At 66.2% G+C, this 12,664-nt stretch carries 14 protein-coding genes and 1 tRNA gene; 3 read left to right on the top strand and 12 right to left on the bottom strand.

Annotation, left to right across the window (positions count from 1 at the left end):
• Positions 1-60 precede the first annotated feature (60 nt).
• From GBA63_RS06110 to GBA63_RS06080, 7 genes are all read right to left on the bottom strand, one after another.
• Positions 61-651 (bottom strand): hypothetical protein, encoded by a 591-nt coding sequence (locus GBA63_RS06110; RefSeq protein WP_166174425.1) that lies wholly within the window; start codon positions 649-651, stop codon positions 61-63.
• Positions 652-779: 128 nt separating this feature from the next.
• Positions 780-1,784, bottom strand: coding sequence for a sulfatase family protein (locus GBA63_RS06105; protein ID WP_166172256.1), 1,005 nt, complete (start codon positions 1,782-1,784; stop codon positions 780-782).
• Positions 1,769-2,215 carry a sulfatase-like hydrolase/transferase gene (locus tag GBA63_RS23915; RefSeq protein WP_166179866.1) on the bottom strand — a complete coding sequence of 149 codons (447 nt, stop codon included), beginning with the start codon at positions 2,213-2,215 and terminating at the stop codon, positions 1,769-1,771. The genes GBA63_RS06105 and GBA63_RS23915 overlap by 16 nt, the downstream gene beginning before the upstream one ends.
• A gap of 403 nt (positions 2,216-2,618) precedes the next feature.
• A complete protein-coding gene (locus GBA63_RS06095; protein ID WP_166174423.1) occupies positions 2,619-4,229 on the bottom strand; it encodes an APC family permease in 1,611 nt (536 codons plus the stop codon).
• Positions 4,230-4,241: 12 nt separating this feature from the next.
• Positions 4,242-5,216, bottom strand: a complete 975-nt coding sequence (locus tag GBA63_RS06090; RefSeq protein WP_166174421.1) for a metallophosphoesterase family protein — start codon at positions 5,214-5,216, stop codon at positions 4,242-4,244.
• Complete coding sequence (locus GBA63_RS06085; RefSeq protein ID WP_166174419.1) at positions 5,213-5,980, bottom strand: hypothetical protein; 768 nt, start codon at positions 5,978-5,980, stop codon at positions 5,213-5,215. Before GBA63_RS06085 ends, GBA63_RS06090 begins: the two co-directional genes overlap by 4 nt.
• Positions 5,981-5,987: 7 nt before the next feature.
• Entirely contained in the window at positions 5,988-6,905 is a 918-nt protein-coding gene (locus GBA63_RS06080; RefSeq protein WP_166174417.1) for a glycine betaine ABC transporter substrate-binding protein, read from the bottom strand.
• 367 nt (positions 6,906-7,272) lie between these two features.
• On the opposite strand from GBA63_RS06080, the gene GBA63_RS06075 reads away from it, so the two are divergent.
• Positions 7,273-7,345, top strand: a tRNA-Arg gene (locus GBA63_RS06075).
• Positions 7,346-7,836: 491 nt separating this feature from the next.
• On the opposite strand, the gene GBA63_RS06070 is transcribed toward GBA63_RS06075, so the two are convergent.
• The gene (locus GBA63_RS06070) at positions 7,837-8,046 is read right to left on the bottom strand and encodes a YegP family protein (RefSeq protein ID WP_166172254.1); all 210 of its coding nucleotides are present in this window, start codon (positions 8,044-8,046) and stop codon (positions 7,837-7,839) included.
• A 396-nt stretch (positions 8,047-8,442) separates the two neighbouring features.
• On the opposite strand from GBA63_RS06070, the gene GBA63_RS06065 reads away from it, so the two are divergent.
• Entirely contained in the window at positions 8,443-9,324 is an 882-nt protein-coding gene (locus tag GBA63_RS06065; RefSeq protein WP_166174414.1) for an LLM class F420-dependent oxidoreductase, read from the top strand.
• Positions 9,325-9,444: 120 nt separating this feature from the next.
• Here the strand turns inward: GBA63_RS06065 and GBA63_RS06060 are convergent, their stop codons facing one another.
• Positions 9,445-9,627 carry a hypothetical protein gene (locus GBA63_RS06060; protein WP_166174412.1) on the bottom strand — a complete coding sequence of 61 codons (183 nt, stop codon included), beginning with the start codon at positions 9,625-9,627 and terminating at the stop codon, positions 9,445-9,447.
• A complete protein-coding gene (locus GBA63_RS06055; protein ID WP_166174410.1) occupies positions 9,624-9,794 on the bottom strand; it encodes a hypothetical protein in 171 nt (56 codons plus the stop codon). The genes GBA63_RS06060 and GBA63_RS06055 overlap by 4 nt, the downstream gene beginning before the upstream one ends.
• A gap of 312 nt (positions 9,795-10,106) precedes the next feature.
• Here GBA63_RS06055 and GBA63_RS06050 point away from each other — a divergent pair, with 312 nt between their 5' ends.
• Positions 10,107-10,745 (top strand): TMEM175 family protein, encoded by a 639-nt coding sequence (locus tag GBA63_RS06050; protein WP_166174408.1) that lies wholly within the window; start codon positions 10,107-10,109, stop codon positions 10,743-10,745.
• A 36-nt stretch (positions 10,746-10,781) separates the two neighbouring features.
• Here the strand turns inward: GBA63_RS06050 and GBA63_RS06045 are convergent, their stop codons facing one another.
• Together GBA63_RS06045 and cobT are read right to left on the bottom strand one after the other, a co-directional pair.
• Complete coding sequence (locus GBA63_RS06045; protein ID WP_166174406.1) at positions 10,782-11,597, bottom strand: biotin--[acetyl-CoA-carboxylase] ligase; 816 nt, start codon at positions 11,595-11,597, stop codon at positions 10,782-10,784.
• The gene (gene cobT, locus GBA63_RS06040; protein ID WP_166174404.1) at positions 11,594-12,655 is read right to left on the bottom strand and encodes a nicotinate-nucleotide--dimethylbenzimidazole phosphoribosyltransferase; all 1,062 of its coding nucleotides are present in this window, start codon (positions 12,653-12,655) and stop codon (positions 11,594-11,596) included. The genes GBA63_RS06045 and cobT overlap by 4 nt, the downstream gene beginning before the upstream one ends.
• Between the last annotated feature and the right edge of the window lie 9 nt (positions 12,656-12,664).

The raw sequence follows: 12,664 nt of genomic DNA, 5'->3' as shown, positions 1-12,664 counted from the left end.
CCGCCGCTTCCCACCAGCCTTTTGCTCTTGCCGAAAGCCGAACGATATGCCCTACGTCCCTCATCTCTCCCTGGCGCCCCTGATCGCGCCGTCGTCTATCTTCCTCTCGAGGGTGTCGACGAGGTCGGTCATGCCGTTGTAGTCGACGTTTCGGATGCCTTCGTAGAGCCTGGGGTTGATATCCCACTCGTGCTCCAGGGGCTTGAGGTTGAGGTCCTTGTAGCGCACCGTGACCGTGATGTCCGAGGCGATCTCGCCTTTCTTGATGGCCGGCAGGAGGTTGTCCAGGGTGTCCCAGTAGCAGGCGATCTTGGCGCCCGGGGCGAGCGAGGTCAGGCCCTCCTCGAAGAAGGGCAGGTCGCTCAAGACCTGGCCGTCGGAGCTCTGCACGGGGTGGGAGAAATCGAAGGTTATGTCCTTCGCGGGGCCCTGGCCGACGTTCTGGACGATGATGTTCATGTTCGGCAGGTTGGCGTAGTCCTCAGAGACCGTGATCAGGGGCCTCCCGCCGCCCGCCGTGTGCTCGGTACGCATCTCGTGGACCATCTCCTGGGTCGCCCGGATCGAGAAATAGTACCCGAACCCGATCACCACTATAAAGATGGTCTGCAACACGGGCGCGGCGATCTGCGCGATGGTGAGTAAGTTCAAGGGTCCTCCGAGGTCGCTGTTCGAAGGTATTGTATCCGCAACCCCCACCGGCCAACCACCTTCTCACGACGAAGCGCGGCCCCCGCGTCTGCGGGGGCCGCGGCGGAAGCGTCTCCGGTTCTGGCCGCTCAGCCGGTCATCTCGACCGGGTTGCGCCAGCCGTCGAGCGCCTCGCGGCGGGGGGTCAGGTGCTCCTCGGGGGTCCCCTGGCCTTCTAGAAAGCCAATGGCGTCTTCGCAGAGCGATTCACCCTCGCCGGGGCGGCTGCGCCAGACGTTGTTGGTCTCCTTGGGGTCCGTACGGAGGTCGTAGAGCTCGGGCTGGTCGTTGGGGCCTCCGAGGATGGCGGAGCGGTCGCGCGTGGTTACGGTGAAGGGCATGTAGCTCGCGACCTTGCGGGGCGTGGAGTCCACGGCGGTCGTGATCTCACCCTCCGCCATGTAAAGCGGCCACGAGCTCACGACGAAAGGCCTGTGCTCGTCTTTCTGCCCGGTGAGCACGCCGCCGAAGGACTCGCCTTTCATGGTCATGGGGCTGCCGAGGCCCGTCAGGTCCAGAATGGTCGGCGCTATGTCCGGGGCCGTCGTCATCGCCTGGCGGCGGCCCGGGGTGAGGCCCGGGCCGCGGGCTATGAGTGGGATGCGGCTGATCTCGTTGTACAGGGGCGACCACTGCACGGTCAAGAGCCACGACTCCGAGAGCCACGCCGGAAGGTTGGAGTTCTCCGAAACAACCGCTTCGGGCTCGTGGACCCACTCTGCCTTGCCGAAGTAGCCGTGCTCGCCGAAGTAGAAGCCGTGGTCTGAGGTGAAGACGACTATGGTGTCGTCCGTGAGGTTCAGGGCGTCGAGCTTGCCCAGGAACCTCCCGATCCAGAAGTCCACCATCGTCACCTCCCCGCAGTACGTCGCGTGCGCCAGCCCCACGTCGTCCTCGGTGAGGCCGGCCTCCCGCCAGTCGCCGTAGGCCGGGTAGACCTGCCGCCCGTCGTAACCCTTCCTATACTGCTCGGTGTAGTAGTCGGGGGCGTCCCAGGGCTCGTGCGGGTCCCAGGTGTCGACGTACAGAAAGAAGGGCCCGTCGTCGCGGTGGCGCTCCAGCCACCTCTCGGCCTCGGTCATGGTGCGGGCCACGAGCCTGTCCTCTTCCCTGGTCCACGTCGAGCGGGCGTCGGAGCGCTCCTGGGCCTGGTGTCGTCGCCCTGGCCCCTGACCCAGATGAAGTCGTCGAAGCCCCTGTCGTAGCCGAAGCCGTTCCTTATGTAGAAGGGCGTGTCGACGACCCCCATCGTCGCGTAGCCGGCCCTCGACATGACCTCGGGCAGGGTCGTCAGGCGCCCGGGCAAGGGCTCCCAGCCCATGTGGGTGTACGAAAAAGTCCCGGTAAGGATGTCGGCCCGCGCCGGCATGGTCGGGAAAGACGACACCACGTGGTGGTCGAAGACCGCCGACTGGCGGGCAAAAGTGTCCAGGTAAGGGGTCTTGATGTACGGGTTCCCGTAGGCCCCGATGTGGTCCCGCCGGAACGTGTCCGCCACGATCACCACGACGTTCGGTCGATCCATCTCTTCCTCCAACTTTCTCGTCTCCTAGTCCAACGGGGCGACACCCTACAACATACTTCACTCAATTGCTAGACAAACTTATGAAATCCACAAGAAAATGAGCCGAAGGGACTACGCCTGCACTATTTGGCAGCGTTCCGGCGCCGCGTCCCTCGCCATAAATCCCCCGGCGCATCCGTGCAGCCGACCCGGCAGGGATGGCGAATCCGGAAAGCGTCGGGCGACCCTGGAAGCGACGCGCAGACGGCGCGTCGCTTCCAGATCGAACCTGCTCGGGAAGTGCGCGTCGCATGGTTGTCGCGCCGCCGGGAGAAACCCGACGGGCACTTAGCGGCGAAATTTGGGGCCCGGCGCCTCAAGCGCCGGGCCCGGTAGCTGAGAGCTGAGAGCTGACAGCTGAGAGCTAATCCTCCGGTATCTCGTCGTAGACCATCTTCAGGTCCATACCCTGGGCGCGGCGGACGAAGCGGGAGACGACGTAGATCACGAGGGCGAGGACGTACATGGTGCTCAGGTAGAGGAACGAGGACGGGTTGTTGATGCCGTAGACGTCGTTCGTAACCCATTGGTAGAGGCAGAAGGCCAGGAAGAGGCCAAAGGCGGTGGCGGCCACCGTGATCAGGGGTATGCCGAGGACGTTGTAGCGGGCTATGGGCGAGGCGTTGTAGATCTCGGGCTTGCGCCACGGGAGTATGGCCGCCGCCACCGTCGAGCCGAAGAACGTAAGGGCGATGACGAGGGTGGCGTTCAACGTCCAGGTGGCGAAGTTCTCCCCGTAGGCGTAGAAGTAGCTGATCGGGATCGAAGGTATGAGCATGAGCAGGAGCGCCACCCAGGGCACGCCGCTGCGGGTCGTTTTGGCGACCGCCTCCGGGAGCACCCGGTCGAAGGCCGTCGCGAAGACGACGCGCGTCGAGGACATGAAGACCGTCCCGACCCAGCCGAAGAACCACAGGGACATCAGGGCTATCAGGATGACCTGGAGCACCGGGTTGCCGAGAAGGAAGGAGACGAGAAGGGCCGGGTAGGGCCACGCGGAGATCGGGCCCTCGCCGGCCCAGAAGGCGGCGTTGGCGCCGTAGTAGAAGTCCCAGCCGAAGGTTTTGGCGAACAGGAGGAGCATCAGGACGGCGGTCACGGAGGTGACCACCAGCGCCCCGGCCATGGCGTAGATGTTCTTGCGGAAGTCGGATGCGCCGCGGACCTCACCGTAGAGCGTCGCGCCCCAGTTCGAGAAAAGGTTGAAGAAGGCGAGGAAGGGGATCAGGAGCAGCGTCGGGAAGACCGCCGAGTCCGTCGGGAGGCCTCCCGCCTGCTGACCGGCCTGGACCGTCTGCTGGTAGGCGTTGGAGCCGGCGCCGAGCATGCTGCTGGCCTCGGCGTTAAAGGCCGAGACGAAGTCGGCACGCGAGCTGACGAGAAGGATTACCAGCATGATGGCGAGGCCGACCAGGCCGCCGTAGAAGCAGAACTTCTGCACGCGGGCGTAGGAGCGCATCCCGAGCGAGATCAGGGCCGAGGCCATGAAGGCCACGATCACCGAGGCGGTAAAGACGCCGGCCGACTCGCCGAAGAAGGCAACGAGCCCGTCGAAACCCAAAATCGCGGCGAGGGGCACGAAGACCTCTTTTACCAGGATGTCCGCGTAGATCGGCACCCAGTGCCACAGGATAAACCACCACCCCGTGACCGCCAGCACGAAGCCTATCCCGCCCCCCAGTATCCGGCTCATCCAGACGTAGTCGCCGCCGGCCCTCGGCATCACGGCGATAAGGGCGGCGTAGGTGACGGCCTGGAAGATCAGGTACAGCCCGGCAAGTATTATGGCCGGAATCAGCGCCCCCTCGGGGACGAAGGGCGCGTAGGAGAGGATGAAGAGCCCCAGCGTGATCAGGTTGATCGAGAACGTCGCGTAGATGAACGCGTCCCACACGGACCACCCGCGCAAGAGCCCCGTCGCCTTTCTCTGGAACAGGTCCCCCGTACTGGAACCCGCCGTCGCGTTGCTGGCCATTTATCTACTCCTCTATCCGCTGGTGAGTACGAACCGCTTGACCTTCTTGCCGCCGTCCAGGTCGACGACGGCCCCGAGAAGCTGCCCCTGCTCGTAGGAGCTCCCCGGGTTGATGCACAAAGTTCTTCCGATCCTGGTATTCCCCCGCGCCTCGTGGATGTGCCCGTGCAAAGCGAGCGCCGGCTGCCCCTCCTCTATCGCCTCCCTGACCGCGGTCGAGCCGACGGGCATGGTCGAGCGACCCGCGTCCTTGGGGCGCATGTCGGCCGTGATCTCCGGCGCGTCGTCGAGGCCCGACTGGTGCGGCGGGCAGTGGAAGTTGTAGACGGTCTGCTCGGGCGGCGCCGTCACCTGCGAGGTCATCTCGTCGAGCCTCTTTTTCAGGTCAGGCTCGTCCTCCTCCCTGTAGGTGTCCCACGGGGTCCGGTTGGCCCAGCCGGTCGAGACCATCTGGAAGTTCCCGAACTCGACGACCCGGCCCTCGGCGAGGTGGACGCCCCTGGCGTTCGCGATTATCTCGTCGACCTCGAACTGGTCGTCGTTGCCGGGGCTGACGTAGCACTCTATGCCGGTGCCCGCGAGCTTCTCCTCGGCCATCCGCATCCAGCGCTCGACGGTGCCGAGCATCTCCTCGTGGAAGTACTTGTCGCGCAGCTTCTCGTCGGATTCGAGCTCGGCCATCTCGTCCGGCGTCGTGCGGAACGGGTAGTAGCCGCGCCGCCTCACGGAATCCTCGAACTCCTTCACCTCGTCCTCGGTCGTGAAGTCCCGGCGGTTCTCAAGCAGCGTGGCGTGCCAGTTGCCCTTCCCCGCCTCGACTATCGGGACGAGCGCTTTTCCCGTCATGTCGCCGCCGAGGACTATGACCTTAGCCTCGTAGTGTTTGCCCGAGTTCAGAAACTTCTTCCAGCAAGTCTCCGAGCCGTGGATGTCCGTGGCGAAGAAGATCCTGGTGTCCGGTCCCCTCGAAAACAGCCTTGAGATCATGGTCCCCCCTCTACTTCTTCCGGCAGGTCGTACCAACGTTTTCTGTCCCCGATCTTCGCCCGCACTCTCCACGCGAACGGTTTGGGCTCCTCTTCTACGCGCCCCCGCAGCTTCTCGACGCCCCGGTCGATGCGCTCCTTGCCCTCGTCGTCGAGGTCGTAGCGGTCGAGGTGGCTTCTCAGGTCTTCCAGGTTGGCCGTGAAGGTGCGCCACAGGCCCCAGTCGGAGGCGCAAAGCTCGGCCACGCGGGCGGCGTTCACGGCGTCGCCGTCCGACTCCTCTACCGGGTGGTTGTGCAGGATCGCCAGGGCGTCCCGGACATCTTTCTCGTTGAGCTCTATTATCTGGAGCTTCGTAAGGAGCAGCTCGGCGAGCGGGATCGTCATGGGTTCGAGGTCCAGGCGCCTGCCGATGGGGATCTCGTGGCACATCCTGAAGGTACCGACCAGGATATCCACCTGCCTGTCGTGGTTCTCGTCGAAGAACAGCAACCGCTCGCTGCCGTAGAGCGTGTTGAAGCGCGTCTGGGGCGTGTATCCCTCGGACTCGAAGAACTTCTGTGCCTCGGCGGAGCGCCCTTTCGGGGTTATGAAGTCCATGTCCGCGTACTCTCGCCTGAAGGCGGGTTCGAGGCCGTCCCGCGCGCGGACGTTGACGGCCACGCCGCCGAGGAGGCGCAGGGCAACGCCCCGCTCGTCCGCGGTCGAGGACACGCGCCTTGCCTCCTCGACCACGTCGGGCAGGCGTCTGTTCGTGTCTTGCATCCTTCTCCTATCCTCTCTCTGCCTGGCGGGCCGCGTCGATCCAGGGCTGCACCGCGGATCGGTTCTCAGACTCCTCGAGCCAGTCGCGCACGCCGGCGTCGATCTCCCTCTCCTCGTCCACGGCCTGGTTGATCGCCACCTCCAGGGAACCCACCTGGGTGGAATCCAACCTCATCTCGCTGATGAGGGCGTGGGCCACGGGGTCGTCCTCGGCGAAACCCTTGCGGGCCACGGTGTGGAGGGTCTGGGGGTCGTCCGCGGTGCCGAGGGCGTTCTTGGGGTCCTTCAGGTAGCGGAAGTCGTACTCGAGGTTCATCCAGTGCGGGGACCAGGCGACGAACACGAAAGGTTCGCGCATGGAGTAAGCCTTCTGGAGTTCGAGGAGCATCGCGGGGGTGCTCGCCTCCACGAGGCTGTAGTCGAGGTCGTACTGCGGGACGGCGTTCTGGCCGATCTTCTCCATAAGCGTTGCGCCCGGCTCTATGCCGGTGATCATGCCCGGTTCGGAGGACTTGAGATCCCCTATGGTCTCTATCCCCTCCATGTAGTTCGGGACGGCGACCCCGAAGACGGTCTTCCCCTCGTACCAGGGCTCCCGGTAGACCTCGACCTTGTCCCCGGCCTCGTCCACGAACTGCCGGTGGTTGGGCATCCAGGCGTCCATAAAGACGTCCGTCTCTCCCTCGGCCACGGCGTCGAAGACGTCGGGCACCTTCTCGGACCGCTGGAGCTCCACGTTCTCGTAGCCGAACTCGTCCTCGAGTAGGACCCGGATCAGGTAAGAGTTCGCCACGTTCTCGTCCCAGAGCAGGTAACCGAGCGTGATCTGCCCCTGCCCCCCGAAGCCGCAGCCTGCCGGTAAGACGGCCAACGTCCCGAACACCACGCCTACGAACAGGGCCCCAAGCCCTCGCCCGCACCTCACGCCCCGAGCCCGCCCGGTAATACGGTCGCCCAAACCCGCGAGGTCCTGCGTCCCTGTGTCGAAATCGCCCCCCGAAAGCAACCGGGCAAAGATCGAACCGGACGATCGGGGCCTTCCCCCGTTCTCCTTTTTACGCGGCCTCTCCTCTGTCAGCCTGCTACGCAGGGTTGCGCGTCCCACCGACCGCGTAGCACCTGCCGGCCGGTCCCCAGATGCATGCAACCCGCCCGCCCAGTCAACCCTATTCCGGTGCGGACGGCAGCATGATACGTCGTCCCCCCACCCTATTCAACTGAACCTGCACAAAAAATGTAACCGCGGGGTCGGTGGCAACCCGGTCCCCTCCACGATAAACTAGCGAAGCCTTGCGCCTGTAGCTCAGGGGATAGAGCATTGGTTTCCTAAACCATGTGTCGGAGGTTCGAATCCTTCCAGGCGCACCCCCCGCTGTTCCTGCGAACGCCATGCCTTTTCTTCGGCGTCTACCGACGCGGTTGTGTCTCCACGGATCAGACCGCCAATAGGTGCAGGGCAATGGTTGGTTCAGGTCGGATATCCGGCGTGGCCATGATCTTCTCTATCAAGTGCCGCCCGGTGGGGCCACTCAGAGGGCCAAGCCGCCCACGGTTCCGTTAGGGGGAGCCATACTTCCGAATACCCGGCTCGCGGTGTCGGATGGGTGGCGCGGCGAGCGGAGAATGTTGTGCACCGATCTTGTTCCGGAGCTTCCCCTCATCCCTCAAGGCCCGCATCGCTTCCGCCGCTCCCGCCCGTGTCGGACCGGCCTTCCCGCAACCCAGGCACCGGGCACGCCTGTTACCGCCTCCGGTGGCCTCCACCAAGGCCGGGTAAAAGTGTCCGCATCGCCAGCCCATCGGCCTCTCCGGAATTTCCACCGCGCTCCTCCTCGGTCTAGTTTCGTCCGAGCCCGCTACCCGACGGTCCCCCTGGCTGTCGCGTCGAGAATCCCGGCGCCCGGATGGTCGGCCGCAAAGATCCGCAACTCGGCCTCGCAGGCGGATTTCTCCCGGTGCCCCGAGGCGGAGGCCGCAAGCGTCTCGCCCGTGGGAGAGCGCAACCTCCACCTGTAGCCGGTCTTGAAGTCCCGGTAGAGTACGAACTTCCTCCCTTTACCCGTCACGGGCCTTCTCCTTTCTTTACGTTGCCCCTCACCGGCGGCCCGAAGTTGGAGGGGGGAACTCGGGCCGGGCCGCCGGATGATGCGAACAACCTTACGCCCCGGAACGGCTCGGGGCATCACCCAGCGGGACCATTTTTTCCTGGTCCGTTCGGCCCACGAAAGGGTCGCTGACGCCTCTCAAAGCCGGGGATCGGAGTGCAGGTCTGCAGGATGAGCACGTCCTCGCCGACCGCTCGATCCTCACCGAAGCGCGTCGTTCAGGGGAGCGTTGCCGGAAGCGTGCGGGCAAAAACGCTGTAAAGGTAATAGAGCCATTCCGTGAGTACCGGCTTTCTACCCGCGGGTTATCATGGTCGGGGAACGGGGGAATGATCTCGAAGAGATGGAGGCACCGGCGTGCGCGTAGGGTTGCAGGTACCGAGCTTCACCTGGCCGGGGGCGCCCGGATCCATCGGCCCGCAGTTGGCCCGGATCGCACGGACCGCCGACGAGGCCGGCTTCGCGAGCATCTGGGTCATGGACCACTTCTTCCAGATCGAGGTCGTCGGGGCCGCCGAGGAGCCGATGCTGGAAGGCTACTCGGCCCTGAGCTACGTGGCCGGCGTCACCGAGCGGGCGAAGCTCGGGACGCTGGTGACCGGGGTGCAGTACCGTCATCCCGGCATCCTGCTGAAGACGGTTACCACGCTCGACGTCCTCTCCGGGGGGCGCGCCTACCTCGGCATTGGCGCCGGCTGGTACGAACGCGAGTCCCGGGGCCTGGGCGTCCCGTTCCCACCAACGGCGGAGCGCTTCGAGCGGCTGGAGGAGACGCTGGAGATTGCCAACCGGATGTGGTCCGGGGACGGCGAGCCCTTCGAGGGGGAGCACTACCGGCTGGAGGAACCGATGAACAACCCGCCTTCCATCAGCCGTCCGCATCCACCGATCATGGTAGGCGGCATGGGAGAGCAGAAGACCTTGCGGCTGGTGGCCCGCTACGCCGACGCCTGCAACCTCTTCGCCTACGGGGGGCCCGACCTGATCCGCCACAAGCTCGGCGTCCTGGAACGCCACTGCGAAGAAGCCGGGCGCGACTACGGGGAGATCGAACGCACCGCGCTCGGCACGGTCCACCTCGCCCCGGGACAGATGGGCGCGGACGACGTGATCGGCACGTGCCGCGACCTGGCCGGGGCCGGCATCCAGCACGCGATCTTCAACATGCCGAACGTCCACGACATCGAACCCCTGGAGACGTTCGGACAGGAGATCATACCCGCCGTCACGGACCTCTAGAGCGGGTCGAAGAGGCGATGCCTCTTCGACCCGCGCCGTCAGCTATCAGCCCGCTTCGGCTTCGCCTCCGCTCTCAGCGGTCAGCTCTTGCTCTGGCTGAAAGCTGACCGCTAAAAGCTATCACCCAAGAACCTTCAGAAGGGTTGCTATCGCCGCCACGCTAAGGACGAAAAAACCGACCGCCGCCATCCTGGCCAGCATCCTGTCCCCGTCGAGAACCCCCCTGACGTAGTACCACGCGAAGGCCACCGCGCAGAGGAGGGCCGCCGCGCAGAGGAAGATGCCCCACGTACCGTCGCTCACGCCCTTCCTTTGGCGGGCCGTCCCTCACCGCCCTCTTCGGGCCTGCTCGGGTGGTTACGCCGCCACGCCTCCCTGAGCTCGTTCGACCTGCGCTCGTCCTCCTCCCGCCGGCGCTCGGCGGCCTCTCCTTCGCGTCTGTCGCGTTCTTCGTCCCGGCGGTCTGTCACGGCGGCTCCTTTCTAAGGAAAATCCCCTCCCGGAGAGATCTCCTCGCCAGCTAGCCGTTAATCGTCTTCACTTTCATCATCGTCTTCGCCCCCGCAACCTGCCGCAATCAGGAAGCCGCCGTTGTGCCCCCCAGCCCCGGTACCCTTGCAAGAAACTCTCTCCGGTCTATCTGTTCTCCGCGTATGGCCCCGCTCCTGCGATAGCGTTCTCTTATTATGCCGAAGTTCCCGGCTGCTGGCAGGCGCCGGCCGCGTCGGGCCTCCCTCTTGAATCGCATATACTTCACGCGCGGACCATACGAGGAGCGGAACATGCGGCGTACGGAGGGTCCCGGAAGAGACAGGAGCGTCGAAACGGCGCGCACGGAGGCTTTCAGCGACGGGGTGTTCTCGATAGCGGCGACCCTGCTCGTGCTCAATCTGGAGGTCCCGAGCGTACCGCAGACCGAGGCCGCCCGGGAGTTGCCCCGGGCCGTCGTTGGCCTGGCGCCGGATCTGCTCAGCTACGCGTTGAGCTTCCTGGTGATCCTGTCCTTCTGGATGGCCCACCGCGGGTCGTTGCGCTACATCACGCACGCGAACAGGCGCCTGAGTTGGCTCAACGGCCTGTTTCTCATGGTCATCGCCTTCATCCCGTTCTCGACCGGCCTCTTCGACCGCTACTCGGACGATTCGTTCGCCATCGTCGTCTACGCGGGAAGCCTCGCCCTGGCAAGGCTGATGCTGACCGCGGTCTGGTGGTACGCCTCGGCGGACCCGGCCCTGATCCACGAAGGCGTTAGCCCGAGGGAGATACGTTTCCACCGCCTCAACGGCCTCGCGGTGTCCCTCGTCTTCGCGCTCTCCATAGGCGTCGCCTACGTCAGCGTGTGGGCCGCGGTTATCGTCTGGATAACCCTCTTCGTCGTGGACCACGCGCTGCTCCACGCCTTCGAAGCAAGATCCGCCTGACTTGGAACGGAACCGCGACGTTTGCCGGGCGCACGATCATGGAGCGTGCCCATCTCCCCTCCTCACAAGACGTTCCACCTCCCCCTCGTAGAGCTCGACCACACCGTCCCTCGTTTCGAGGATTAGGGCCCCTTCCGGGCTGATATCCGCGGCCAGCCCTTCTAATATTTCGCCGGATCTCCTGACGCGCACGCGCTGCCCGAGGGTGAGGCTCAGGGCGCGCCAGTCGTCGAGGACGGCGGCGAAATCGTGCACGCGGCGCAGCTCCGCGTCGAGGTTCCAAAGCAGGCGCCGGAGGAGGTCTATGGGGTCCGCGTCGCGGCCGAGTTCGGAGCGCAGGGTGGCGACCTCGCGGTCCGTGACGCCGAGGTCTTCGGGGTCGAGGTTGGCGTTGAGCCCGACGCCGAGGACGGCGTGGTCCAGGCGGGGCGCTTCGCCGGGTCGCGCCCCCCGGATGCTCGACTCGGCGAGGATGCCGCAGATCTTGCGCCCCCCCGGCTCTACGAGCAAATCGTTGGGCCACTTGATGCCGACGTTTGCCCCGATCTCGCGCAGCGCCTTCGTCACCGCGACGGCGGCCGTCTGGGTGATCCGAGGCGCGGCGGCGGCTTCGAGGTCGGGGCGGAGCACCAGGGACATCCAGAGCCCACCCTCGGGAGAGCCCCACGCCCGCCTGAGCCTGCCGCGCCCCCCGGTCTGGACGCCCGCCACGACGAGCGCGCCGTGGGGCGCCCCGTCCCGGGCAAGCTCGCGGGCGCGCTCCTGGGTCGAGCCAAGCGCCCCGTGTACCTCGACGACGCGCGCGAGGGGGCTTTCGAGGGAGAGGATGGAATCCCGGGTCAGCCCTTTCAACCGAAGCCGAGGTCTTCGAGCGTCGCCATCTCCACGAGCAGGCGGGCCGCGGCCTGGACTAGCGGGACGGCGAGCAGGCCGCCGGTCCCCTCTCCGAGGCGCATGTCCAGGTCGAGTAGGGGTTCGAGGCCGAGGTGGTCGAGGGCTATCTTCGCGCCCGGCTCCACGGAGAGGTGGCCGGCGATCACGTACCCCAGAGAATCGGGGGCCAGGGCGCCCGCGACGAGGGCCGCGGAATTCGAGACGACGCCGTCCAGGATGACGGGCACCCCGCAGGCCGCGCCCATCAGGATCACACCAGCGATGGCCGCGTGCTCGAGCCCCCCGACCGCCGCGAGAACGCCGAGCGGGTCCGCCGGGTCCGGCCCGTGCAGCTCCAGGGCCTCGCGCACCACCCGGACCTTCAGGTTCAGGGTCTCGTCGTCTATGCCCGTGCCGCGTCCCGTCGTCTCCTCCGGGGGGTGGTCCGTGAGGGCCGAGATCAGGGCCGAGGCGGGCGTGGTGTTGGCGATGCCCATGTCCCCGACGACGAGCAGATCCACCCCCCCGCTCTCGACGAGCTCCTCCGCGACCCCGGCCCCCGCGAGCACCGCCCTCGCCGCCTCCTCCCTCCCCATCGCGGGCCCGCGGCTCAGGTCGTCCGTGCCGGGCCTGACCCTGGCCCCCCGCAAAGACGGATGCCGCTCCAACTCCCCCGCGACCCCGACGTCGAGCACGCTGACCCGCGCCCCAACGGTCCTCGCGATTGCGTTGACGGCGGCCCCGCCGCCGCAGAAGTTCCCTACCATCGCCGCCGTCACCTCCCGAGGCCACGGCGAGACGCCCCGGTCCAGCACCCCGTGGTCCCCGGCGCAGACGACGACGGCCGGGCTCCCCGGCACGGGAGGCGGGCTCTCCCCCGCCATGCCCGCCAGCCGCGCGCCCAACCCCTCCAGCCGTCCCAGGCTCCCCGGCGGCTTGGCGAGCGCGAGGTGCCGCTCCCCGGCCTCCGCGACGGCGCCCTCGCCGGACGGCTGAACCTCGACCGCAAGTTCCCTTACCCTGTCCTCCAGGCTCAACTTCGCCGC

The sequence above is a fragment of the Rubrobacter tropicus genome, from assembly GCF_011492945.1.
Classification (GTDB): Bacteria; Actinomycetota; Rubrobacteria; order Rubrobacterales; family Rubrobacteraceae; genus Rubrobacter_D; species Rubrobacter_D tropicus.
Note: the sequence above shows the minus strand (reverse complement) of the source record. Positions and strands in the feature narration are given on the sequence as shown.